Source organism: Nonomuraea sp. NPDC003707, assembly GCF_053587055.1.
The window spans coordinates 516,466-539,301 of the sequence record NZ_JBSFNK010000006.1 but is presented as its reverse complement, the minus strand read 5'-3'; the positions used below and the strand labels follow the sequence as shown (position 1 = coordinate 539,301).

Here is a 22,836-nt window from a genome sequence, read left to right as displayed (position 1 = left end):
GGCTTCCTTGCTCAAGGAGATTTGATGAGCGATCGTCCGGGCCTGCGCGAGCGGAAGAAGGCCAAGACCAGGGCGCTGATCCAGAAGGAGGCGCTGCGGCTCTTCCGGGAGCAGGGGTACGCCGCGACGACGGTCGAGCAGATCGCGGAGGCGGCGGAGGTGGCGCCGAGCACCGTCTTCCGCTACTTCGCCACCAAAGAGGACCTGGTGCTGGTCGACCAGTTCCCGCCCTTCATGCAAGCGCTCCAGTCCGTCCCCGCCCACCTCAAGCCCGTCCCGGCGATACGGGCCGCGATGCGGGTGATGCTGGCCGGGCAGACGGCGGAGGAGTTCGCGGAGAGCATGGAGCGGGAGAAGCTCATGTTCACGGTGCCCGAGCTGTGGGCGGCCAGCCTGGACAACATCAGCGGCGTGGTCAGGACCATGCACGAGCAACTGGCAGCCCGGGAGGGCCGGCCGGCCGACGACCCGGAGCTGCGTAATGTCACGGGGGCGATCGTGGGGGTGCTCATGGCGGTCTGGCTTGACTTGGTAAAGGACCCGGCTCTGGACGCCTCGGTCGAACTCGACAAAGCCCTAGCTCATCTAGAAGCGGGCCTCCCCCTGTAACCACCACCCACCTGGCCCCAATCCGCCCCGCCCAAGCCCACCCGGAGGCCCACCCGGCCACGCCTGCCCTCACGCGCGCATGCCCGCTCGCAGGCGCTGGCCGACGGGCACTCCGCCTGGCTGTGCCCTCCCATCCGCCCGAGCCCGTCCCCCTGCCCTCACCCGTAACCGTCCGGGCATCGCTTGCCCGCTCGCGACCGCCCGCTTAACGACGCCCGTCCACCCGCGCCCGTGCGGCCGTTGGCCGGTAGCGGCAGCCTGGGGTCAGGTGCCCGGGTAGTTGCCGCCGCCGTGTGCCGAGTCCAGGGCGTCGTAGTCGGGCGTGAAGCCGCGCTTCGGTATCGCGTCCACGAACGCCACGTGGCCCGGCTTCTTGTACGACGCCAGCCGCGTCCTGACGTGCTCGACGAGCTCGTCCGCCGTGGCGGTGGCGTCGGGTTTGAGCGCGACGACGGCCTTGACCGCCTGATGCCACGTGGGGTCGGGGACGCCGATGACGGCGGCGTCGGCCACGGCCGGGTGGGATTTGAGGGCGCGTTCCACCTCGGCCGGGTAGATGTTCTCGGCACCCGATTTGATCATCCGGAGCTTGGGGCCGATGAAGGTGATGGTGCCGTCGGGTTCGCGGCGACCGAGGTCGCCGGTGTGGTGCCAGCCGTACGCGGACTTAGCCGTATTTAAGTCGGGCCGGGCGAAATATCCGGAAAAGAGGGTCTTGCCGCGGGCGCAGATCTCGCCCACCTCGCCGGGCGGCAGCTCGGTCCCGTCCGGGGCCAGGATGCGTACCTGGACCAGCGGAGAGGGGCGTCCCGCGAACCCCGAGCCCCCATCGGCCAGCCCGAGGAACGTGAGCATCCCGCCGACCTCGGTCTGCCCGTACCCGCCCATCTTGGACCGGCACCAGGGAGAGTCGTCCACCGTGATCATGCTGTCCCACTCGGCCGAATGGGAGACGAACCTCAGCGACGACAGGTCGTACTTGCCTCCGGCGTTCGCGGACGTCACCGCGTCGATCATCGGCCCGAACAGGAACGCCTGCGTCACCCGCTCGGCGTCGATCAGGCGGCAGACCTCTTCGGGGTCGAAAGCGGGCGTGAACACGTTCGTGCCGCCGATCTGGAACGTGGCCAGGCAGAACATCATCGTGCCCACGTGGAAGAGGGGGCCGTTGTTGAGGAACGTGAAGCCGGGCTCCATCTGGCGTACGACGAGGAGTGAGGCGCTGTGGGCGACCAGGGCGGCGCTGCTGAGCAGGGCCGCGTTGGGGCGTCCGTCGAAGGCGGCGGTGTAGAGGGCGAGGACCGGCTCGCCGTCGTCCACCTGCGGGAAGTCCCTCGGGGATCCGCCGGCCACCAGCTCCTCGTACTCGTCCCCGGCCCGCACCCACGTGCTCTCGGACACGGCCGTGGTGGCGTCCGAAGGCTCCCATACGACGATCTTTGGGGTCATATCGGACAGTACGAACCGCAGCTCGTCCTCCGACTGCCGCCAGTTGGCCGGGCAGAGGATCGCGCCCAGCCGAGAGCAGGCCAGCAGCAGCTCCAGCACGGCGTGGGAGTTCTGGCCGAGCCACACCACCCGCTCCCCGGCCGCCACACCCCGCCCCGCCAAGGCGTCAGCGAGCCGGGTCACCCGGGCGTCGAGCTCGGGGTACGTACGCCGTACATCCCCGTCCACCACCGCCGTGACCTGGGGACGGCTGCGGGCGTGATCGGCGAGGAGGTCCGACAGGGACAGGCTGTGGATCATCTGAGCCTCCCGAGGGGTTACCGGAACGCGGGCATGACTTCGGCGGCGAAGAAGCGCATGATCCGCTTCATGTCCTCCAGCGGCATCGGGCGGGTGCTGCCGAAGTCGCACAGGAGGTTCGAGAAGCCGGAGTCCCGCAGGAGGGAGATCTGCTGGATCACCCGCTCCGGGTCCCCGATCACGTCCAGTTGCTCCCACCGGAAGTCGGTCGACAGCGTGCCGCCCTTGAGGTAGCGGTCCTGGTAGTACTCGAAGCCCTGCGCGGCCCGGCCGGTTTTCGGGTCGATGGGGGCGCTGCGCTCGTTGAAGATCCGCGAGCGGTCGAACGACGCCTCGAACCGCGCCTGGTCCTCGCGTGCCTGTTCCAGTGTCGGCGCCACGTACACGCTGCGCGCCACCACCAGCTCCGCGCCCTCGGGGTGGCCCGCCTGCGCGGCCGTCTCCCGCCAGGTCTCCGCCGCCTTGACGACCTTGCGGAACGGCGCCGCCGGGTCGGCGAGAATGGGCAGCCCGCGCTCGGCGTACATGGTCACGGTCTCGGGAGAGACGGCCGCCACGTGCAGCGGCGGGTGCGGCGACTGCAGCGGCCTCGGGACGAGGCTCACCTCGGAGCCGGTTTTGTAGAACTTCCCCTCATGCTGGTACGAGTCCTGCGTCCAGAGCCCGAGGATCACCTCCAGCGCCTCGTTGAACCGGTCGCGCGCCTCCGCCAGGTCTATCCCGAACCCCTCGAACTCGAAGCTCTGATACCCCCGCCCGATCCCCAGGTCCAGCCGCCCTCCGGAGAGCACGTCCACCATCGCGGCCTCCTCGGCCACGTGAACCGGATTGTGCAGGGGCAGTACCACGATGCCCGTGCCGAGCCGGATGCGGGAGGTGCGGGCGGCGGCGTGGGCCAGCATCGTGAACAGGTTGGGGACGACGCCGTAGTCCCGGAAGTGGTGCTCGGCCAGCCGTACCCCGTCGAACCCCAGTTCCTCGGCCAGCTCGACGAGCTCCAGATGGTAGTCATAGACGTCCTTGAAGCCATGGCCGTCGAAGCGGTGGAAGAGGTGGAAGGTCGAGAACTTCATGCGGCGACCTCTCGGCAGGCAACTAAACCAAGCGCTCGCTTGGGAGCGTACCACGCCACCCAGGGTTGCCCTAGGGAGTACCGGGCGAAACGCAAGCTCCTCCGCCAATGGGCGCGCTCCGCGCGACGGGAGCTCCAGGCAGCGCCTCCCAGGAGGGGTTCCACCCCCCTTCGACCCGCTCGCTTCGCTCGCCACCCGACCGCCCGTTGCGTGGTTACCGGATGGGCCCGCTGGAGCCCTCTCCCGCCCGCGAGAGGACGGTCAGCCTGCAGGGCGTTGAGGCGCAGTGCCTCCTCGGCGTACTCCTGGGCAGGTGTAAGGCCCCCAAGCCGCCGCAGCGCCTCGGCGTGTCGCCCACGATCGGCCAGCGGGCGATGTCGGATTCGCTGTTGGCGGTGCCGGCGGGGGCGCGGGTCTCGGAGCTGGACCGGTTGAGGTGCGGGCCGGTGCGGGTGTCCTTGAGCCGCTGAAGGCCGGCGTTCTGCGGGTATCTTCGATGGTGCTGCTCACCTTGCCGCCACACTTTGCAGTCGAGCCGGTCAAGGGGCCGATATGCGCCAAGGGGGTCGATCGATGAGGGCGGGATATCCGAAGGGGCGACGGCGACGTGCTGAGATCGTCGAGGCCGCGTTCGCCAAGTTCGCCTCGGTCGGATACCGCAACGCGAGCATGGTGCAGATCGCCGCGGACTGCGGAGTATCGCGGATGGGCCTGGCGCATCACTTCCCGACGAAGGAAGCTCTCCTCGCCGCCGTGCTGGAAGAGCGGGATCGGGTCAACGGCGAGTTGTTCTTCGCCGAATTCGACGCGACGGCGGATGGCTTGGACTATTTCTCCCGGCTGGCGCGACTGGTGGAATGCAACGCGACAGTGCCGGAGCTCGTGCGACTGTACGCCATGCTGTCGGTCGAGGCCGCTGATCCGGCGCATCCCGCGCATGCGTACTTCGTCAACCGGTATACGAATATCCGCCGGGATATTCGCGATGCGCTTGAGGAACTCCACGCCCGAGGGCTCGTGCGGCCGGGAGTGAGCATCGCGGGCGCCGAGTCGGATCTCATGGCGTTGCTCGACGGCCTGCAGGTGCAGTGGCTCCTCGACCCGACCAGCGTGGACATGGGTGCCCGCTTCCGGCAGCGGCTCAGCGAGATGCTCCTGGTCGAGGTGCCCTGATGACCGCTACGCGGCGGCTCGCGCCCCTGGGATCGCAGGTTTGCCGAACCTCCACAGCAGGCCGGCGGCGACCACGACCGAGATCGCTTCACCGATCGGCAGGCTGATCCAGATCCCTCCCGGCCCGCGCATCCCGAGCGCCAGGACAAGCGGCGCCTTGATGATCACCAGCGTGCCGATCGAGATCAGATACGACGGCATGGCTCTGCCGAGGGACTGGAAGTAGGCGGAGATCAGAGGCGGGACGCCGGCGAAGACGAATCCGATCGCGATGATGCGCAGCGCATCGACCGTGACGGCCGTGGTTGCCGGATCGCCGATGAACAATCCCACGAGCGGCTGCGCGAGCAGGGCGATGAGCGCCGCTGTCATCGACCCGTAGATGACGGTGGCTCGCATGGCCAGCGTGAGAGTCCGGTCGACACGGCCGGTCAACCCGCGGCCGGCGTTGTAGCCGACGATCGGCTGAATACCCTGGGTGATGCCGATCTGCGGCGTGAACACGAAGGTCTGCAGCCGCGCGCACACCGCGTAGGCGGCCAGAGCGACCGCGCCGGTCGCGGCGAGAGTCGTGTTGATCAGTGCTGACAGCAGCGTGGCGCCGAAGCCGGCGAGGAAGGAGGGGGCGCCCACCGCGAGCACGGCCCCGATCGTCGCCGGGTGCGGGCGCAGGTCAGCCAGCCGGATCCGGTACGGCCGCCCGCGCTGAACGAAGAAGAACCACACCGCCATGCCCGCCGACACGGCCTGGCCACCGACCGTGCCGAGCGCCGCGCCGGCGACACCCAGGCCGCAGACGAAGATCAGCAGCGGATCGAGGACGATCTGCACCAGCACGGGTACGACCCACAGCATCGTCGAGAACCGCAGCCGCCCTTCCGCGCGCACCAGAGCCGAGAACCCGGTCGAGAAGATCGACCCGCCGATGATCACTGCCGCGTAGGGCCGCGCGTATGCGATCGTCGGACCGGATCCACCCAGCAGGGTCAGCAGCGGATCGAGCGCGAGAAGACCGGCCACGGTGACGGACAACGCCACGAGCCAGAACACGACGAACGCGTTTCCCGCGGCGCGTGCGGCCTGATCGGGCCGGCCGGCACCGAGGCTGCGCGAGACCACGGACGCGCCGCCGACGCCGACGGTCGTCGAGACCGCACCCAGCATCAAGATGACCGGTGCGACGAGGTTGACCGCTGCCAGCGCTGTCTCGCCGACGCCTCGGGCGACGAACCAAGCGTTGGTGAGTGCGTAGATCCCGTAAACGCCCACCGAGAGCGTCGTCTGCGAGCAGGTCCACCACAGCAGCCGCCCGATCGGGCGGCTGCCCAGCGATTGCGTGTGATCGCGCACCGCCGGTCCGCGCCGGCCCATCAGCGTGTCACCGGGTACGGCCGAACTGCGCCATCAGCAGATCAAGCTGCTCACGGCCGAAGTCGTAGGTCGTGGCGTCGGTGTGACCGCGGTACTTCGTCTCAACGATCATGATGACGGCCAGGTACAGCGAGTACAGCCGACGGCGCACGCGTTGCGCCTCGGACAATTCGCCGAGCCCGTATCCCTGCATGAAGTCGGTGGGATCTCCGAAGACCGGCAGGTCGATCCCGGTGAGTCCGGCCTCCATGAGCGGATCGCCGTAGACGGCACGCTCGTGGTCGAGGATGGACACGATCTGACCGTCGCGGATCATCGAGTTCTTCGTCCAGAGATCGACCTCGATGAAACGGGGCTCGGTCACGGCATCGAGCGCGCTCGCGTTCTTGGCGAGCACAGCGCGGATCTCGTCGTAGTCCCAGCCGATGTCGACCTGGACGTGGGCGCCATCGGTGAGCGTGTCCTCGATCATCGCGGTGAACGCTTCTCGCCAGGTTGCCGATCCCGGGCCTTCCAGCGGCCCGAAGTGCGGCCCCACGATGGAGTTCAGCTCCCGGTTGAGCGCGCCGAGTTGTCGTCCGCCTGCAGTGATGACCTCGGCTGTCAGGCGACCATCTGCCGCCGCGAGGCCGAAGTTGTCGGCATCGACGTACTCCATGAAGAAGTAGTCCGCGTCGATCAGCTCCCGCGACAGATCCGCGTGATCGACCCGCGGCACCGGAACCCCGGTGCGGTCCCGGACCAGCGCCATCGCGGCAAGCTCGTTGCGCATCATGTTCTGCTCACGGGTCAGCACTGCCACATCCCCAGGAGGGGCGATTTTCAGCACCACCTGCTGCCCGTCGCGGAGCCGGATGTGGTAGATCACGTTGAACCAGCCGTGCGTGATCTCCTCGGCGAATTCGTCGCTGTCGGGCACCCGGGCTGCCCCGTAGGCTCGCTCGATCATCGCCCGAAGCGTCTTCAGCGGCTGCCGGTTCTTCGTAATGCTCTCCATCGGAACTCCCATCCGGCCGCCATTGTCGAGCCTCAGCTCGATTGCCTGCCGAGGGATACTACAAGAAACCGGCAGGAGTGACGGGATTTGCCTTGCGCGCACCGGTGGAGGGTCCGGCCCCAGCTCAAAACCCAAATGGAGCGGTGAGCCGGGTGGGGCCGACGATTCGGCATGGTTCGCCGCTGGGAACTGGCGCCCCGTTTCAGCCCTCAGTGTCGGCATCGCCACCCTGTTCCGCCGCTTTTCCCGCCAAGGAAGACCTGGTCGCCGCCGTCTTCGCCGACTGCATCGACGTAGGCGTCCATGCGGTCGCCACCGCCCTGGCCGACTCCGACTCCTGGCACGGCTTCACCGGCTACCTCCACACGGTGTGCGCCATGCAAGCCGCCGACCGTGGCTTCGCCGACGTACTGACCATGACCTTCCCCACCGCCAAGGCCCTGGAGGGCCGCCGCAGCCAGGCCTACGACGGCGTGGTGAGCCTCATCGACCGCGCCAAAGCCGCAGGCCACCTGCGCGACGACTTCACCCCGCAAGACGTGGCCCTGCTGCTCATGGCCACCGTCGGTGTCATCACCGCCACCGCCGACGCCGCCCTCGACGCCTGGCGCCGCATCCTCGCCCTGATGATCCAGTCCTTTCAGACCCCGGCCCGTGGCCCGCTCCCTGCCCCGCCCGCGCACACCGCCCTGTACCGGGCAATGATCAACCTCGGACGCGCAGACTCCCCTTCCCGCGCATCGACCAGAAGCTGATCTCGGTCGGGCGCTCTCGCAAGGCCGCCATGCCCTGGCTCGGCGGATCTTCCACGGCGCTCTCGCTGCTTGCGCCCGCGGTCATCCCGCCGCTCGTGCGTGCCGTGTCGTGGCCGGTCCGGAGTGGAGCGATCGGCATGCTGGTGCGCCAGGGCGCATTGACCGCTGTGCGGCGCACCGCCTCGACAGCGGCGCCGGTGCAGGTCACGGTCGGTTTCGCAGTGCTGGTCACCGGGATGGTGGAAACCAACGTCGGGGCCAACGGGCTGCGCCGCATCGCGGCCGTCCAGGCCGACTGGGTGCTCGCGCCGCAGGACACACCGGGGCCTCACCGACGCCGTAGTCTCGGCCGTGCAGGGCTCCTCCACCTTGCCGACCACTGTCTACACAGGCGACAGACCCTTCAGCGCGATCGGCGTGGCGGGCCGGACCAGGGGGTGGGATGTGATCGCCGGTGACCTGCAGGACCGGACCTGCGAGGCGGCCAGACGATGGCCGTGGCCGAGTGGGCCGCTCACGAACGGACCGGCGGACACCCTGATACGCGGGTGAAGAATTTGCTACCCGGGTGGAAGATCCTCCGCTCTGGATGCAGAACACCATACCCGCGCCAGGCCAATCGCTTTGTGCCGCGAGCCATTTCCGGGTTTCGGCCACACGACCGCATGCTCCGAAGGCTGACTGGTCGGCACGTCCCCGCCACACGTTGAGGCGGGAAGTGGCGGGGCGGTTTCTAGAGCCGTCCTTTCGGCGCGGCGCCGCAGCTTGCCATAGCCGTTCATCCAGGCATGAGGCCGTTCCGCCACCCATCTTCGCCCGGCGGCGCCATTCAGCGCGCCGGATCATTTGTCGGATCCAGGCGATAAGGTCCTCGCGTCCGGAACGGAACGTCATCGGAGACGTGAATGATGGCCCGCCATACTCCGCCTCGGCCGGTAGCTGTGGAGGAACTCTTTCCCGAGCTGAAGCCGCTCGGCAGGAACGCGCTCCGGCTGCATCCGCGTGCGGGAAACCCGTCGTACCAGGACAGTTCTGTCGGAGGGCCGCTGAGGTGGCCGGCCGACGAGCCCTGGCCGTGGTGCGCCGAGAACCACTACTTCGACGACGGTCTGGAGGACGCCACCCGCCACGAGGCCGTGGTGCCCATGGTGCCGGTCGTGCAGCTCTACGCGGCGGACGCGCCCGGTGTGCCGTTCCCGCAGGGAAGCGATCTGCTCCAGGTGCTGTGGTGCCCGTTCAACCACGGGGAGGAGCCCGCCGAGCGCTGCCCCCTTCCGCAGGTGCACTGGAGGAACGCGGCTGACGTCCGCCGTGTGCTCGTCACACCCCCGGCACCCGCTGACGCTCCCGAGGGCCACGTTCCCATCCCCTGCGTGGTGCACCCGGAGCAGGTGACGGAGTACCCCGACTGGGACGACATATCGCAGGAAGTGCACAACGAGATCGACGACCGGCTGCGCCGGTTCGAGGAGACTGCCGGGTGGTCGTACTTCTACCACCTCAGTGCGGCCCCCGGAACCAAAGTCGGCGGTCATCCGCACGGATGGAACGGCCCGACGACCTGGTTCAGCTGCGAGAGGTGCGGGCAACCCATCCAGCATCTTCTGACCGTGGCCTGTGATGAGTTCGACGGGGAGTCCTGGCGGACCTGGCTCCCGGTGGAGGACCGGCCCGACGACGACAGCGGGCCGGAGATCTACCTTTCGAGGTCCGAACGAGCCGAGGCCGCGCACAATCCGCCCGGCCTGATGGTGTCGGGCGGGGGCAGTGTCTACCTCTTCGAGTGTCGTTCCTGCCCCGATCGCCCAGTTGAGCACCTTTTCTTTCTCGACTGAGCAAGGCGAACAGGACGACGGAGTGATGGCCGATGGCTCCTGTCTGGGGTCGCATCGAGGTCCGGCCGCCGGGACGCCGCCTCGCCCTTGACCAGCTGCGGGAAGTCCGAATGCTGCCGGTCGGCGCTGAACCGCCGGTCGTTCAACACGGTTCGCACGTCTTCGTGGCGGCTGACCCCCCAGGCCCACCCGCCGTCGGGCAGACGAACCCGCGAGACCGGCTCTCCTTCGCGGATCTCTTCGTACGCCGGCGGCGGCGTGAACGGGCACGTACGGGCCATGGGGAACCGGTAGTCATGACTTTTCCACGACGTCACGGACAGGCGCTAGAGGCTGGACAGCGAAAAGCCGTGTGTGAACGGCAGTTGCTCGACCGGTGCGACCGGGTTTGGCTCTGGGATGCGGCGGACCAAGGAGCCGCAATGAACCACCGGGACCGACGACATCGGTAAATTCAGACTCGACCCGTCCCCTCGCGGGCGAAGTTCGGTTCCGCCGCTTCCAGTCGCGGTACCGAGATGCCCAACCGTCGTGCTTCGGCCAGGGTGTCCCGGCAGACCTCACGCGGCTCCTCGGCGTCGGGGTCGGAGTGCGCCGTGAGGCTCACGCGCGCGGGCGCGACATGAGCAGTCAGCCAGGCGAGCACGGGTGCTGTCAGCCAGGTGGGCGCCCGGAACAGCAGCACACCGCCCCGGTGCCGTCGCAGGTCGAGGCCGCGCGCCTGGAGGAGCGGCAGCAGTTCGCGGCCGGCCAGCAGCGCCTCGCGCAGGTCGCCCGTTGCCCCGGCCAGTTGGGACAGGGATCCCAGCCGCAGGCCCTGCGAGAACATGCCGGCATCCGACGCGAAATGGACCCACAACCAGCCGCGGAAGTCAGGCCGCTCCTTGATCCGGAGCCCGGCCTCGCGAAACGCCTGGCGCGCGGCCCGTTCCCGGTCGGTCGGGGGCTGGCCGAGTGTGCCGAAGATGACCGACGGCAGCAGTGCCCCGTGGAGCACGCCGTCCGCGCCGAAACCGCCACCGGCCTGGGGAAAGCCCCAGGCGATCTGGTCGGCGGGGAGTGCGCCGATCGCGGCGAGCGGCTCGGTCCAGAGGTTGCCGAAGATCAGCACCGTGGCCTGGCCGACACGCGGGGCCAGGAAGGCCGTCGCCTCCGCGAGGCGGTGGTGGGGCACGCTGAGCACGATCAGGTCGAAGTCGTGGTCAGGCTCCAGCGCCTCGCGGTAGCGCACCGGCCACTTCTCGGCGACGCGCTGCCCCCACACTCGCCGCCGCATATCGAACAGGTCGAGGTCCACCGCGTCCCCGTACGTCGCCGCGCGACCCGGTCGGACGTAGAACTCGACGTCATGCCCCGCCTGTTGCAGGGCCCAGCCGTAGACAGTGGCGATCACGCCTCGGCCGAACATCAGGATCTTCACGCTGCACCTCGTGGGGTACGATCGATTTGGAGGCCATCTCCACTTTTCAAAATATGGAGGTCATCTCCACTTGTCAACGCGAGGTAGCGCATGACCACCGACAAGCCGCTGCGGGCCGACGCCCAGCGCAACCGCGAGGCCCTGCTCGCCAAGGCCCGGGAGGTCTTCGACGCCGGAGACTTCTTCGACCTGCGCTTCGACGACTTCGCCCGCCTGGCCGGGGTGGGCACCGGCACGCTGTACCGCCACTTCCCCACCCGGGAGGCACTGGCCGAGGCGGTCTACCACGGGGAAGTTGCCACGCTGTGCGACCGCGCCCGCCGGCTACAGGCCACGCTGCCCGCAGCGGAGGCTTTGGCGACCTTCCTACGCGGCATGGTCGACCACATAGATGCCCACGAGGGTCTGGCCCGGACGCTGGCCACGCTCATGACCGATCGCTCGGGTGTCCTCGCCGAGGGCAGCCGGGCGCTGGAGCAGGCTGTCACCGACCTGGTGGCCGCCGCCGTGCGGGACGGCACTGTTCGCGACGACGTGGATGCCGGGGCCGTGATGATGGCGCTGCACGGCATCGGTGCGGCCCATGACCGCCCCGACTGGCGGGCCGAAGCCGACGGCGTCATCACCCTCGTGCTGGACGGGCTGCGCCGCCCGCTATGACAAGGTGCGACACGAGGTCGCATGCTGCGAGCGAAGGATCCGGTTAGTGGTAAGGCGGCGAAGATGCGGTCCGGGTGGTCACCCGGCTGATGCCGGCTACGCCTGTGAAGTTTCAGGATGTGTGCGAGAGCGATGAGGGCGCGGCCCTGCCAGTTCTGACGCTCTTGTCGAAATCCGCCTACGTCGCCGAAGGTGAGACTGGTCTAACCCTGTGTAGCGAGCTGTGGTGCGACAGCTTTGTGTCTGCGACACCCTGCCTGTTGACATAACCACGGGCTCCTTCTGAAGGAGGAGTGCGAGCAAGGTCGGCAGGTTGTCAGGGTTGGGCGTCGACACGGACGGCTCTTTCCGGGGGAGAGGTGCGGGAAGGGCGCAGGACAGGGGCGAGCAACGTCAGCAGCACGACCACGCACGTGATCAGCGCGAACGCGGCGGGGTAGCTGAGCGCGCCCGCGACCCAGCCCGTCACGGCCGGGGCGATCAGGCCCGACAGGTACGTGATCGTCGCGACGCCCGCCACGCCCTCGCCGGGAGTCGTTCCCGCGTTGCCCGCCGCCGCGATCACGAGCGGCACGATCACCGCGATCCCCAGTCCGACCAGGGCGAACCCGGCGATGCCGAGCGCGGGCGTGCGGGCCGCGACCACCAGGACGCCGCCGGCCGCCGCCACGGCACCGCCCGCCCTGACCGTCGCCGCCGGACCGAGCCGGCGGATGACGTGGTCGCCCAGCAGCCGCGCGCTCGCCATGCAGAGCATGAAGACGGTGTATCCGGCGGCGGCCAGCCCGGGGCCGGCGTCGGTGACGGCGGTGAGGTAGACGGCGGACCAGTTCGAGCTGGCGCCCTCCGCGAACGTCGCGCAGAACCCGACCAGCCCGATCACCAGGATCCCTCGCGTGGGGAGCGCGAAGCGCCGCGGCGCAGGCGCGTCGCGTACGGAACCCGTCATCCCGCTGTCGGGGAGGAGGCCGCGCCCGGCCGCCGCCCCGAGGCCGAGTAACGCGAGCGACATGACCCCGAGGTGGATCCGGGCGTCAATGCCCGCGTGCGCGGCCAGGGCGCCGAGCCCGCCGGCGGCCAGGCTGCCGACGGACCACATGCCATGCAGTCCCGACATGATCGAGCGGCCCAGATGCCGTTCGAGGAGGACGGCGTGCGCGTTCATGGCGACGTCGCACATGCCCGCCGACGCCCCGAACAGCAGGAACGCCCCGAACAGCCACACGGGCGACGGCGAGAGCGCGGGGAGGGCCAGGCCCGCGCACCACAGCGCGAGGAGGACGCGTGTGGCGGCGCGGTTGCCGAAGCGGTAGGCGAGGCGGCTGGCCATCGGCATGCCCACGAAGGCGCCGATCGACGGGCACAGCAGCGCGAGGCCGAGGGCGCCTGGGCTGAGGTGCAGGTGCTCCTGGATCCAGGGGATGCGCGTGGACAGGCTGCCGGCTACGGCGCCGTGCGCGGCGAAGACGGCCGCGATGGCACGGTGGTGGCTCATGACCTGAAAATTATCAGGCAGGGTTCCTGATGAAAAGAGGTTTCAGGCAGGGTCCCTGATTATTATGAGGACCGTGAAGACCGCCACCCCCGCCCTGGCCCGAGCGATCAACGACCGGCTGGCCCTCGACCTGCTGCTGGAGCACGGTCCGCTGACCGCGCCGCAGCTCCGCACGCTGACCGGGTTGTCCAGGCCCACCGTGTCCGACCTGATCGAACGGCTCATGGCAGGCGGCCTCGTCGAGGTCACCGGCGAGAGCGGCGAGGACCGGCGGGGCCCGAACGCTCGCCTGTACGGACTCGTGGCGGACCGGGCTCACGTGGCCGGGGTGGACGTACGGCGCGACGCCGTCAACGTCACGGTCGCCGACATCACCGGGCGAGTGGTCAGCGAGGCCAGCACGACGATCGGCGCGAGAGCCGACCTGGCGGCCCTCATCGCGAAGGTGGTCGGGGGCGCGGTGGGGCGGCGCGCGCTGGACACAGTCGTGGTCGGGGCACCGGGGCTGGTCGATCCGCGTGACGGGGAGCTGGTGTCGCCCAACGACGTGCCGGGGTGGCGGCCCGGCATGATGGCGTCCGTACGCGAGCGCCTGGGCGTGCCCGTGATCCTGGAGAACGAGGTCAACCTGGCCGCCATCGCCGAGCTCCGCACCGGAGCCGCCGCCGGGAGCGAGGACTTCGTGCTCCTCTGGCTGGACGACGGGGTGGGAGCGGCGGTCGTTCTCGAGGGCCGGCTGCGCCGGGGTGCGTCGGGCGGCGCGGGGGAGATCGGGTTCCTGGAGGTCGGGGGCGTGGCGTTCTGCGAGCTGTTGAACGCCGAGATCATACGGAGGTTCGACCGGGACGAGCTCGCCCGGCGGATCGCCCAGGGTGCCTTCGCCTACGCCACCCTCCTCGACCCCGGCCTCGTCGTCCTCGGCGGGACGACGGGGCATGAGGGCGGGGACGGGCTGGCCGAGCTGGTGGCCGACCACCTGCGCGCCCTGGCCCCGGCGCCGACCGAGGTCCGCGCCAGCACGGTCACGGGCAACGCAGTGCTCCAGGGCGCCGTGCTGACCGCCCTCGACCTGGCCCGCGACCGCGTCTTCGGCTGACGCCACCCACTGCCACGTCGCGCCTGACGGTCAGAGCGTGGATCGTGTCTTCGGCTGACGCCTCTGCCACGTCCCGCCTGATGGCCGGACTGCGGCCGCGTCTTTGGCTGACGAGGCCACATCCCGCCTGATGGTCAGCCCGCGACCGCGTCGTCGGCTGACGCCTCGTGTCCCGCCTGATGGTCAGAGCGCGGGCGCAGGATCGGGCCGCGTTTGCCGCGCGGGCCGTTGACGCACCGCGCCCCGCCCGGAAGGGCTGCCCCACCCCGAGGCGCAGGACAAGGCGGGCGCTGGCGGTCCGGGCGGAGACCCCGGTCGAGGGCGCGCGTGGCAGTGGATCAGCGACCCATTGAACAGGCGGCTGTCAGGCGAGGGCGGTGATCAGGCCCATGGTCAGTGCCGTGCGCTCCGCGATGTGCTCCACCAGCACGTGCTCGTGCCGCGCATGCGCCCCGTCCCCCACCGCGCCCATCCCGTCCAGCACCGGCCGGCCCAGTGCCGAGACGAAGTTCCCGTCGCTGGCGCCCCCCACCGACACCTCGTCCAGCAGCCATCCGAACCCGGCCGCCACCTCCCGCGCCTCCTTGAACAGCCGCTGGGAGGCCGCGTTCGGCGTCATGGGCGGGCGGTTCCACTCCCCGGTGGCCGAGATGGTCACCCGGGGGTCCGACGCCTTCAGGCCGGCGAAGACGTCGTCGATGCGTCCCATCTCCGCCGGATCCGTGACGCGTACGTCGATTCCGCAGCTCGCGTCCCCGGCCGTCACGTTCCGCCCGGTGCCGCCGCTGATCAGGCCGACGTTCACGGTGGTGCCGCGCTCGCGGGAGCCGGCCCGGGCCAGGGTGGTGACGATCTCGGCCAGGGCGTGGATGGCGCTCGCCCCCGCGTACGGGTCGAGCCCCGCGTGCGCCTCCACCCCGGTCACGCTCACGTTGAACAGCCCCACGCCCTTCCTGGCGGTCTTGAGCGCTCCCTCCTGGGAGGCCTCGAAGACCAGGGTCGCCAGCGTGTCCTCGCTGGCCGCCTCGATGTGCGCGCGGGAGGCGGGGCTGCCGATCTCCTCGTCCCCGTTGAAGAGGTAGCGCACGCTCGGATGCGGCAGCCCGAGTTCGCGCAGCCCGCGCAGGGCCCAGATCGACTGGACGAGGCCCGTCTTCATGTCGAACACGCCGGGCCCCGTCGCCTTGCCGTCCACCACCGCGAACGGCCAGGCTGCCAGCGTCCCAGTCGGCCAGACGGTGTCGTAGTGGCTGAGCATGAGCACGGTGCCGGGCGCGGTGCCCCGGTAGGTCAGCTCCAGGATGTCGCCGTAGGACCCGCCGTCGTGCAGGACCTCCTCGTCCGGCGTCCCGAGGCGTTCGACGGCCCGGCCGCGGATCTCGCGCAGCCCCTTGACCAGCATGGCCTTGTCGTAGCTGTGGGTTTCCAGCTCCACCGTGGCCTTGAGGTCGTCGAGCATGGCCGGGAGGGCCTGCCGGGCCCAGTCGGTGATCAACACGAGGTCCTTTCTAAGGAATCGGCGCTCCGGGGCCGAGCGGGATGCCGAGCCACCAGAATGCGAAGAACAGCAGCGTCCAGACGACGAGCAGGGTGAACGAGAGCGGGATGGTCATCGAGGCCAGTGTGCCGATCCCGGCCGAGCGCCGGTAGCGCTGGAGGAAGCCGAGCGCCATCACGAAGTACGGGCTCATCGGCGTGATCGCGTTGGTGCACGAGTCGGCGATGCGGTAGAGGGCCTGGGTGTATTCGGGCGGGATGTTCAGCAGCATCAGCATCGGCACGAAGACAGGGCCGACGAGCGCCCACTGCGCGGACCCGCTGGTCACCACCAGGTTGATCAGGGTGACCACGACCAGGATGCCCAGGAACACCACGGGCCCGCTCACCCCGGCCGACTTCAGCAGGCCGGCTCCGTCGATCGCGATGATCTCGCCGATGCCGGTCCACTTGAAGTACGCCAGGAACTGCGAGATCGCGAAGAACAGCACCAGGATCGGCGCCATCTCGCGGAACCCGTGGGCCATGAAACCGGGGATGTCCCGGCTGCCGGTGATCGTCCCGGCGGCCTTCCCGTACGCCCACCCGACGGCCAGGAACGCCAGCGCGAGGAAGATCGCGATGGAGGTGAGCAGCGGCGACTGCACGATGCCGCCGTCCTTGCCGCGCAGCGGCGACCCGGCGGGCAGCACGGCCGCCACCACGGCGGCCACGTACACCACGAGCGCGATCAACGCGGCCCGCAGCCCCTTCCGCTCCGAGGCGCTGAGCGCCAGCGCGCCCAGATCCTCGTCGAAGGAGGTGGAGGAGCCGGTGGAGGTGGAGGAGGCGGTGGAGGAGCCGGGGGAGGGCTCCGGGTCGATGGGCATCGACTCGACCCGGCGCGCCAGCACGCGCTCGGTGACCAGGGTGATCGTGGCGGCCAGCACCAGGGAGGAGGCCAGCGAGAAGAAGTAGTTGGCCAGCGGCGTGACCGTGTAGGCGGGATCGACGGTGTGCGCGGCGGCCGTGGTGAGCCCCGACAGGATGGCGTCGGTCGGCGTGATCAGTGGGCTGGCGTCGTAGCCCGCCGAGATCGACACGAACGCCACCACGATGCCCAGGATCGGGCTGCGCCCCACCGCGCGGAAGGCCAGCGCGCCGAGCGGGATGAGCACGACGTACGCGGCGTCGGAGGCCACGTGCGCCACCATGCCGGTGAACGCCAGCGCGAATGTCACCCACTTCGGCGACACCCTCGACACCCCGGAGCGCAGCACGGCGGCCAGCAGCCCCGAGCGCTCGGCGACCGCGACGCCGAGCATGACGACCAGGATCGTGCCGAGCGGCGGGAACGAGGTGTAGTTCGTGACCGCGTCGCCGACCATCATCCGGACGCCGTCGGCGGACAGCAGGTTCTTGGCCACGACGGTCTTGCCCGTCGCCGGGTTGACCGCCGACACCCCTGCCGCCGCCAGACCCCAGCTGACCAGCGCCAGTAACGCGGCCAGGATGACGAACAGCCAGAACGGATGGGGCAGCCTGTTGCCCAGCCGCTCGATCCCGCCCAGCACCCGGAGGAGGCCGTTCAGGGACCGCGAACCTGTCACCGTCTCGGACGCGCTCACGGGCACGCCTCCTTCCCGCATTTCGGTCAACCATTACACGCGGTAAGGAAGCGTCCTGACAAGAGTAAGGTCAAGAGACGGCGACAACCGGCTCCCGGAGCGGCAGCCGTACCTCGAACCAGGTCTCGCCCGGGACCGAGCGCACCTTGATCTCCCCGCCGTGCCGCCCGGCCACGATCCGGTACGAGATGTCCAGGCCGAGACCGGTGCCCTGACCCACGCTCTTCGTCGTGAAGAACGGCTCGAAGATCCGGTCCTTGATCGCCTCGGGCACGCCGGGGCCGGTGTCGCCGATCTCGACGATGGCCTCGTCCTCGTCGTGCGCCGTGCGGATCGTGAGCGTGCCCCCGTCGCCCATCGCGTCGAGCGCGTTGTGGATGAGGTTCGTCCAGACCTGGTTGAGCTCGCCCGCGTAGCAGGGGATGGGTGGCAGCGTGCGGTCGTAGTCGGTGGCCACCGTGATGCCCGGGGGGATCTTGCCGCGGAAGATCGCGACCGTGCTGTCGAGCAGATCGTGCACGTCGGCCTGCTGGAACGGCGCCCGGTCCATCTGCGAGTACTGCTTGGCCGAGCCGATCAGCGACGTGATGCGCTCGGTGGCCTCGGTCACCTCGTTGAGCATCTGGGAGATCTCGATCGCCTTGGCCAGCCACTGGACCGCCGAGGGAGCGCGCTCCTCACCCACCTTGGTGCGGATCTTCTCCAGCGCCTCGGGCGTGAACCCGGCGATGACCAGCGCGGGAGCCAGGTCCCACGCGTCCTCGACGCCCAGCTCGTCCAGCGCGTCGCCCAGCTCGTCCTCGGCGTCGGACATCTCCAGCGGGCTGCGCTGGGGCAGCTTGCCCAGGTTGTCCGTGCAGGACTCCTGCCACTCGATCATCATGCGCAGCTTCTCCGGCGGGATGCCCTCCTCGGCGAGCTGGGCGAGCTGCAGCCGCGAGGTCTTGATCAGCGAGCGCAGCTCGCTCGCGGCGCGCACCGCCGCGGCGGCCGGGTTGTTCAGCTCGTGCGTGAGCCCGGCCGTGATCGTGCCGAGCGCCGTCAGCCGCTGCCGCCGGTCGATGACCTCCCTCTGCATCCGCCCGCCCGACAGCATGCCGTCGAGCAGGTGCATCGCCATCGGGAACCACTCGGCCACGATGTAGGCGAACTTCTTGGCCGGCAGCATGAACATCCGCGTCGGCGCGGTGGTCCGCAGCGTGTGCTGGTACGTCTGCGGCGCCCGGTCGCCGAGGTAGGCGCTGGTGGCGCCCCCGTAGACGCCGGGCTGCGACGCACGCGGCATCGCCACGGTCCCGGCGCTGACCGTCTCGCTGATCATCTGGATCTCGCCCTCGAGCAGCACCGCGAAGCACTCGGCCGGGTCGCCCTGCTGGAGGATCACCTCGTCCTGGCCGAACGTAAGCACCTGGCCGCTGTTGGCCAGCTTGGTGAGCTGCTCGTCGTTCAGCCGCTCGAAGAGGAAGAGTTTGCGCAGTTCATCGATGTCGATGTTGGTCATTGCTTCTCCAGGTAGCGATGCACGAGCGCGACGGCCATCGCGCCCTCGCCGACGGCGGAGGCCACTCTCTTGATCGAGTCGGCGCGTACGTCACCCGCGGCCAGCACCCCGGGCACGTTCGTCTCCAGGAAGTACGGCTCGCGCCGCAGCGGCCAGTTGCGCGGCCGCTTCCCGCCCTGCACCAGGTCGGGCCCGGTCAGCACGAACCCCTTCTCGTCGCGTTCGACCGTCTCGCCCAACCACGACGTGTACGGCTCCGCCCCGATGAACACGAACAGCCACTGCGCGTCGACCGTGCGCTGCTCGCCCTTGGTCGAGAGCGTCAGCCGCTCCAGGTGGTCGTCGCCTTCACCGCCGACGACCTCCGTCTGGAGGTGCACCTCGATGTTGGGGATCGCGGCGATCTGCTCGATGAGGTAGTGCGACATGGACTTCTCCAAACCGTCACCCCTCACCAACAAATTGACCTTGCTCGCGAATCCCGACAGGTAGACGGCCGCCTGCCCGGCCGAATTGGCCGCGCCCACGATGTACACGTCGGTGTCCTGGCAGGACGGCGCCTCGGTCAGGGCGGCGCCGTAGAAGACGCCCCGGCCGGTGAACTCGTCGAGCCCCGGCGCGTCCAGCCGGCGGTAGGTGACGCCGGTCGCCAGGATCACCGCGTGCGCGGCGATCTCCCCGCCGTCCTTGAACCCGACCACCCGCGCCTGCCCGCGCGGCTCCAGGGAGACCACCTTGCGCGCGGTCAGCAGCTCCGCCCCGAACTTCAGCGCCTGCCTGCGCGCCCGGTCCGCGAGCTGCTGGCCGGAGACGCCGTCGGGGAAGCCCAGATAGTTCTCGATCCTGGAGCTCTGCCCCGCCTGGCCGCCCGAGGAGTAGGCCTCGACCAGCACGGTCCGCAGCCCCTCCGAGGCGCCGTAGACGGCCGCGCCGAGCCCGGCCGGCCCGCCGCCGACCACGATCAGGTCGTAGAAGTCGGTGGCCGGCGTGGTCGACAGGCCCACCGCCGCCGCCAGCGTGGCCTGGTCGGGCGACTCCAGGGTGGTGCCCTCGGCGGTCACCACGAGCGGCAGGTGGCAGCCCTCGCCGGCCGCCTTCACCAGCTGCTCGCCCTCCGGGTCCTCCGACAGCATCCACCGGTACGGCACGTGGTTGCGGGCCAGGAAATCACGCACCTTGTACGACTGAGCCGACCACCGGTCGCCCACCACCCGCAGCTCGGACCGCTCGATCCGGTCCGTGCGCATCCAGGCGTCGAGCTGGCCGTCGATCACCGGGTAGAACTTCTCCTCCGGCGGATCCCACGGCTTGAGCAGGTAATGGTCCAGGTCCACCACGTTGATCGCCTGGATCGCGGCGTCGGTGTCGGCGTAGGCGGTCAGCAACACCCTGCGCGCGTACGGATACAAGTCCATGGCGGCCTCGAGGAACTCCACGCCGTTCATCTGCGGCATGCGGTAGTCGGCCAGGATGGCCGCCACCTCGTCACCCCGCAGCCGCATCTCCCGGACGGCCTCGATGCCGTCCCGGGCCGCCTCGGCGCGGACAATCCGGTATTCCTGGCCGTAGCGGCGTCTCAGGTCGCGGGCCACCGCCCGTGAGACGCCCGGATCGTCATCAACGGTAACGATGACCGGCTTGTCCATGTCTTCTCCCCACTCGTCCCTACTGGAAGCATGTCATGTGCGGGGGAGTCGGTAGGCACTCGCTCATATCATGGTCGGATGCGTACACGCGATCGCATCATCGACGCCGCCGAGCAGGCGATTAGGGAGTTCGGCATCGCGGGTGCCACCACCAAGCGTATCGCCCAGCAGGCAGGCTGCTCCGAGGCGTTGCTCTACAAGCACTTCGCCGGCAAGGAGGCGCTGTTCCTCGCCGTCCTGCTGGAGCGGCTGCCCGCGCTCGGCCCCGCGCTGGAGCGGCTGCGGGAGAGCACCGGGCAGGGCGACCTGGCCGGCAACCTGGCCGAGTTCGCGCTGATGGCGCTGGAGTTCTACACCAAGGCGGCGGCCATCGCCTCCGGCCTGCTGGCCGACCCGTCGCTCATGGCGGGGTTCAGGGGCATGCTGGCCGCCAGCGACATGGGCCCGCACCTGCCGATCCGGGCGCTGGCCGAGATCCTCCGGGCCGAGCAGCGCGGCGGCCGGCTCGACGAGGGGATCGACGCCGACGCCGCCGCGTCGATGCTGATGGGTGCCTGCTTCCACCGGGCGAACCTGACGTACTACGTCGAGCTCCCGGAGGCGGACGAGCCCTGGGCCGCCGCGATCGCGCGCACGCTGGTGCGGAAGTGACGCCCGTTACGCGATGACGCGGCTCTCGCCGCCGTCCACGAGCATCGAGATCCCGTTCACGAACGAGGCCCGCTCGCTGGCCAGGAACGCCACCACGTCACCGACCTCCTCCGGGTTGCCGACGCGCCCGATCGGCACCGCCTCGCCCCGCCGGGCCAGCCCCTCCTCGTCGCCCGCCAGCGTCCGCAGCCGATCGGTGTCGATCGGGCCCGGCATCACGTTGTTGACCAGCACGCCGTCGCGGGCCACCTCGCGGGCCAGCGTGCGCACGACGCCGGCCACGGCCGAGCGGGTGGCGTTGGACAGCGCCAGGCCGTCCAGCGCCTCGCGGGCCGACCTGCTGGTGATCGTGACGATGCGGCCCCAGCCGCGCGAGCGCATCTCGGGCAGGACCGCGTACATCAGGCGTACGGTGCCGAGCAGGTTGCGCTGGACGGCGACGTCCCAGTCGGCCAGGCTCGTCTCGTCGAAGCGGCCGGACGGCGGCCCGCCGGAGCTGGCCACCAGGATGTCGATCGGGCCGAGCACGTCACGCGTCTCCTCGACCACCCGCCGGGCCGCGGCCGGGTCCTCCACGTCGGCCAGCACGGCGTGCACGACCTTGCCGTACTCCTGCAACTGCACGACCGCCTCCGCGAGCCGCTCCGGGTTGCGGGCGGCGACGCAGACGTCGCAGCCCTCCCGAGCCAGGCTCTTGGCGGCGGCGAGCCCGATGCCCGCGCTGCCTCCGGTGACGAGGGCGACCTTGCCCGAGATGCCGAGATCCATAGGGGCGACTATAGATCGTGCGGGAGTGCCGCGACCTCTGCGTCGGGGGTGACGCGGGTGAGCTTGTCGGGGTTGAGCAGGCCGTAGATGCGCGTGATGAGGCCGTCGTGGACGTCGATCAGCACGACCTGGCGGTGGCCCGCGACCCGGGTCCAGAGGGCCGGCTGGCCGTTGAGCTCGATCAGCCGGGAGTCGGCGAAGTCGTAGCGGCTGAGCAGGCCGTTGAGGAAGGCCACCACCTTGCGGCGCCCGAGGATCGGCCGCAGCGCGGCCCTGACCTTGCCGCCGCCGTCGTTGTAGGACACGACGTCCTCGTGCAGCAGCTCCGTGAGCGCCGCGAGGTCGCCGCCCGCCGCCGCGTCCATGAACTTCGTCAGCAGCTCGGTGTGGTCCTCGGCCGACGGGTGGAACCGGTCGCGCCCCTCGGCGAGCCGGACGGAGGCCCGGCGGTGCAGCTGCCTGGCGTTGGCCACGGAGATGCCGACGATCTCCGCGATCTCGTCGTACGGGAGCTCGAACGCCTCCCGCAGCACGAACACCGCCCGCTCCGGCGGCGACAGCCGCTCCATCATGTGCAGGGTCGCGTACGAGACGGTGTCCCGCAGCTCGGCCGTGTCCAGCGGCCCCGCCTGCGCCGTCATCACCGGCTCGGGCAGCCACGGCCCCGTGTACGCCTCGCGCTTGACCCGCGCCGAGCGCAGCTGGTCGAGCGCCAGCCGCGAGACCACGGTCACCAGGAAGGCGCGCGGCTCCTTGATCTCGCTCCGGTCGGTGCCCTGCCAGCGCAGCCAGGCCTCCTGTACGACGTCCTCGGCGTCCCACATGCTGCCGAGCAGGCGGTAGGCCAGCCCGAGCAGCATGGGGCGGTGCTCCTCGAAGTCCACGGTTGGCATCATGCCCGGTCACCGGCGAGGGTGCAGAAGTGGGGCCAGC

General features: G+C 70.0%; 21 protein-coding genes. 9 read left to right on the top strand and 12 right to left on the bottom strand.

Going from position 1 to position 22,836, the window contains the following annotated elements:
- Nucleotides 1-24 precede the first annotated feature (24 nt).
- Complete coding sequence (locus tag ACWDRB_RS19420) at nucleotides 25-609, top strand: TetR/AcrR family transcriptional regulator (protein WP_449895531.1); 585 nt, start codon at nucleotides 25-27, stop codon at nucleotides 607-609.
- Between the two features lie 264 nt (nucleotides 610-873).
- Here ACWDRB_RS19420 and ACWDRB_RS19415 read toward each other — a convergent pair whose 3' ends face one another.
- Complete coding sequence (locus ACWDRB_RS19415) at nucleotides 874-2,358, bottom strand: AMP-binding protein (protein ID WP_449895530.1); 1,485 nt, start codon at nucleotides 2,356-2,358, stop codon at nucleotides 874-876.
- A gap of 17 nt (nucleotides 2,359-2,375) precedes the next feature.
- Entirely contained in the window at nucleotides 2,376-3,431 is a 1,056-nt protein-coding gene (locus ACWDRB_RS19410; protein WP_350724484.1) for an LLM class flavin-dependent oxidoreductase, read from the bottom strand.
- Between the two features lie 221 nt (nucleotides 3,432-3,652).
- Between ACWDRB_RS19410 and ACWDRB_RS19405 the strand changes: the two genes are divergently transcribed.
- Both ACWDRB_RS19405 and ACWDRB_RS19400 read left to right on the top strand, forming a co-directional pair.
- Nucleotides 3,653-3,901 carry a hypothetical protein gene (locus ACWDRB_RS19405; RefSeq protein ID WP_449895528.1) on the top strand — a complete coding sequence of 83 codons (249 nt, stop codon included), beginning with the start codon at nucleotides 3,653-3,655 and terminating at the stop codon, nucleotides 3,899-3,901.
- 103 nt (nucleotides 3,902-4,004) lie between these two features.
- Nucleotides 4,005-4,604 (top strand): TetR/AcrR family transcriptional regulator, encoded by a 600-nt coding sequence (locus tag ACWDRB_RS19400; protein WP_449895526.1) that lies wholly within the window; start codon nucleotides 4,005-4,007, stop codon nucleotides 4,602-4,604.
- Between the two features lie 6 nt (nucleotides 4,605-4,610).
- Here the strand turns inward: ACWDRB_RS19400 and ACWDRB_RS19395 are convergent, their stop codons facing one another.
- Nucleotides 4,611-5,954 (bottom strand): MATE family efflux transporter, encoded by a 1,344-nt coding sequence (locus ACWDRB_RS19395; protein ID WP_449895524.1) that lies wholly within the window; start codon nucleotides 5,952-5,954, stop codon nucleotides 4,611-4,613.
- Between the two features lie 28 nt (nucleotides 5,955-5,982).
- Nucleotides 5,983-6,972 carry a phosphotransferase family protein gene (locus ACWDRB_RS19390; RefSeq protein ID WP_449895522.1) on the bottom strand — a complete coding sequence of 330 codons (990 nt, stop codon included), beginning with the start codon at nucleotides 6,970-6,972 and terminating at the stop codon, nucleotides 5,983-5,985.
- A 212-nt stretch (nucleotides 6,973-7,184) separates the two neighbouring features.
- Here ACWDRB_RS19390 and ACWDRB_RS19385 point away from each other — a divergent pair, with 212 nt between their 5' ends.
- From ACWDRB_RS19385 to ACWDRB_RS19375, 3 genes are all read left to right on the top strand, one after another.
- Entirely contained in the window at nucleotides 7,185-7,727 is a 543-nt protein-coding gene (locus ACWDRB_RS19385; protein WP_449895520.1) for an SbtR family transcriptional regulator, read from the top strand.
- A gap of 137 nt (nucleotides 7,728-7,864) precedes the next feature.
- On the top strand, nucleotides 7,865-8,185 hold the full coding sequence (locus tag ACWDRB_RS19380; protein WP_449895518.1) for a hypothetical protein: 321 nt from the start codon (nucleotides 7,865-7,867) through the stop codon (nucleotides 8,183-8,185).
- A gap of 483 nt (nucleotides 8,186-8,668) precedes the next feature.
- The gene (locus ACWDRB_RS19375) at nucleotides 8,669-9,562 is read left to right on the top strand and encodes a DUF1963 domain-containing protein (RefSeq protein ID WP_449895516.1); all 894 of its coding nucleotides are present in this window, start codon (nucleotides 8,669-8,671) and stop codon (nucleotides 9,560-9,562) included.
- Nucleotides 9,563-10,016: 454 nt separating this feature from the next.
- Here the strand turns inward: ACWDRB_RS19375 and ACWDRB_RS19370 are convergent, their stop codons facing one another.
- Entirely contained in the window at nucleotides 10,017-10,982 is a 966-nt protein-coding gene (locus tag ACWDRB_RS19370; RefSeq protein WP_449895514.1) for a ketopantoate reductase family protein, read from the bottom strand.
- 90 nt (nucleotides 10,983-11,072) lie between these two features.
- Between ACWDRB_RS19370 and ACWDRB_RS19365 the strand changes: the two genes are divergently transcribed.
- The gene (locus tag ACWDRB_RS19365) at nucleotides 11,073-11,642 is read left to right on the top strand and encodes a TetR/AcrR family transcriptional regulator (protein WP_449895512.1); all 570 of its coding nucleotides are present in this window, start codon (nucleotides 11,073-11,075) and stop codon (nucleotides 11,640-11,642) included.
- A gap of 316 nt (nucleotides 11,643-11,958) precedes the next feature.
- Here ACWDRB_RS19365 and ACWDRB_RS19360 read toward each other — a convergent pair whose 3' ends face one another.
- Nucleotides 11,959-13,137: an MFS transporter gene (locus ACWDRB_RS19360; RefSeq protein WP_449895510.1), complete on the bottom strand. Its 1,179-nt coding sequence runs from the start codon at nucleotides 13,135-13,137 to the stop codon at nucleotides 11,959-11,961.
- Between the two features lie 73 nt (nucleotides 13,138-13,210).
- Here ACWDRB_RS19360 and ACWDRB_RS19355 point away from each other — a divergent pair, with 73 nt between their 5' ends.
- Nucleotides 13,211-14,233: an ROK family transcriptional regulator gene (locus ACWDRB_RS19355; protein ID WP_449895508.1), complete on the top strand. Its 1,023-nt coding sequence runs from the start codon at nucleotides 13,211-13,213 to the stop codon at nucleotides 14,231-14,233.
- A gap of 364 nt (nucleotides 14,234-14,597) precedes the next feature.
- Here ACWDRB_RS19355 and ACWDRB_RS19350 read toward each other — a convergent pair whose 3' ends face one another.
- From ACWDRB_RS19350 to ACWDRB_RS19335, 4 genes are all read right to left on the bottom strand, one after another.
- On the bottom strand, nucleotides 14,598-15,692 hold the full coding sequence (locus tag ACWDRB_RS19350; protein ID WP_449895621.1) for a M20 family metallopeptidase: 1,095 nt from the start codon (nucleotides 15,690-15,692) through the stop codon (nucleotides 14,598-14,600).
- A 49-nt stretch (nucleotides 15,693-15,741) separates the two neighbouring features.
- Entirely contained in the window at nucleotides 15,742-17,337 is a 1,596-nt protein-coding gene (locus ACWDRB_RS19345) for an AbgT family transporter (RefSeq protein WP_449895506.1), read from the bottom strand.
- A gap of 70 nt (nucleotides 17,338-17,407) precedes the next feature.
- On the bottom strand, nucleotides 17,408-18,838 hold the full coding sequence (locus ACWDRB_RS19340; RefSeq protein ID WP_449895504.1) for an ATP-binding protein: 1,431 nt from the start codon (nucleotides 18,836-18,838) through the stop codon (nucleotides 17,408-17,410).
- Nucleotides 18,835-20,484, bottom strand: a complete 1,650-nt coding sequence (locus ACWDRB_RS19335) for an FAD-dependent oxidoreductase (RefSeq protein WP_364240387.1) — start codon at nucleotides 20,482-20,484, stop codon at nucleotides 18,835-18,837. The genes ACWDRB_RS19340 and ACWDRB_RS19335 overlap by 4 nt, the downstream gene beginning before the upstream one ends.
- A 78-nt stretch (nucleotides 20,485-20,562) precedes the next feature.
- Here ACWDRB_RS19335 and ACWDRB_RS19330 point away from each other — a divergent pair, with 78 nt between their 5' ends.
- Nucleotides 20,563-21,135, top strand: a complete 573-nt coding sequence (locus ACWDRB_RS19330; RefSeq protein ID WP_350724507.1) for a TetR/AcrR family transcriptional regulator — start codon at nucleotides 20,563-20,565, stop codon at nucleotides 21,133-21,135.
- A 6-nt stretch (nucleotides 21,136-21,141) separates the two neighbouring features.
- Here ACWDRB_RS19330 and ACWDRB_RS19325 read toward each other — a convergent pair whose 3' ends face one another.
- A complete protein-coding gene (locus ACWDRB_RS19325) occupies nucleotides 21,142-21,903 on the bottom strand; it encodes an SDR family oxidoreductase (RefSeq protein WP_364240383.1) in 762 nt (253 codons plus the stop codon).
- 8 nt (nucleotides 21,904-21,911) lie between these two features.
- Nucleotides 21,912-22,796: an RNA polymerase sigma-70 factor gene (locus ACWDRB_RS19320; RefSeq protein WP_449895619.1), complete on the bottom strand. Its 885-nt coding sequence runs from the start codon at nucleotides 22,794-22,796 to the stop codon at nucleotides 21,912-21,914.
- Nucleotides 22,797-22,836: the final 40 nt, after the last annotated feature.

Excerpts from the sequence above, each read along its gene's own strand:
- ACWDRB_RS19420 (WP_449895531.1), top strand. The coding sequence starts at position 25 with ATGAGCGATCGTCCGGGCCTGCGCGAGCGGAAGAAGGCCAAGACCAGG.
- ACWDRB_RS19415 (WP_449895530.1), bottom strand. The coding sequence starts at position 2,358 with ATGATCCACAGCCTGTCCCTGTCGGACCTCCTCGCCGATCACGCCCGC.
- ACWDRB_RS19410 (WP_350724484.1), bottom strand. The coding sequence starts at position 3,431 with ATGAAGTTCTCGACCTTCCACCTCTTCCACCGCTTCGACGGCCATGGC.
- ACWDRB_RS19405 (WP_449895528.1), top strand. The coding sequence starts at position 3,653 with ATGGGCCCGCTGGAGCCCTCTCCCGCCCGCGAGAGGACGGTCAGCCTG.
- ACWDRB_RS19400 (WP_449895526.1), top strand. The coding sequence starts at position 4,005 with ATGAGGGCGGGATATCCGAAGGGGCGACGGCGACGTGCTGAGATCGTC.
- ACWDRB_RS19390 (WP_449895522.1), bottom strand. The coding sequence starts at position 6,972 with ATGGAGAGCATTACGAAGAACCGGCAGCCGCTGAAGACGCTTCGGGCG.
- ACWDRB_RS19380 (WP_449895518.1), top strand. The coding sequence starts at position 7,865 with ATGCTGGTGCGCCAGGGCGCATTGACCGCTGTGCGGCGCACCGCCTCG.
- ACWDRB_RS19365 (WP_449895512.1), top strand. The coding sequence starts at position 11,073 with ATGACCACCGACAAGCCGCTGCGGGCCGACGCCCAGCGCAACCGCGAG.
- ACWDRB_RS19360 (WP_449895510.1), bottom strand. The coding sequence starts at position 13,137 with ATGAGCCACCACCGTGCCATCGCGGCCGTCTTCGCCGCGCACGGCGCC.
- ACWDRB_RS19350 (WP_449895621.1), bottom strand. The coding sequence starts at position 15,692 with ATGCTCGACGACCTCAAGGCCACGGTGGAGCTGGAAACCCACAGCTAC.
- ACWDRB_RS19340 (WP_449895504.1), bottom strand. The coding sequence starts at position 18,838 with ATGACCAACATCGACATCGATGAACTGCGCAAACTCTTCCTCTTCGAG.
- ACWDRB_RS19335 (WP_364240387.1), bottom strand. The coding sequence starts at position 20,484 with ATGGACAAGCCGGTCATCGTTACCGTTGATGACGATCCGGGCGTCTCA.
- ACWDRB_RS19330 (WP_350724507.1), top strand. The coding sequence starts at position 20,563 with ATGCGTACACGCGATCGCATCATCGACGCCGCCGAGCAGGCGATTAGG.
- ACWDRB_RS19325 (WP_364240383.1), bottom strand. The coding sequence starts at position 21,903 with ATGGATCTCGGCATCTCGGGCAAGGTCGCCCTCGTCACCGGAGGCAGC.
- ACWDRB_RS19320 (WP_449895619.1), bottom strand. The coding sequence starts at position 22,796 with ATGCCAACCGTGGACTTCGAGGAGCACCGCCCCATGCTGCTCGGGCTG.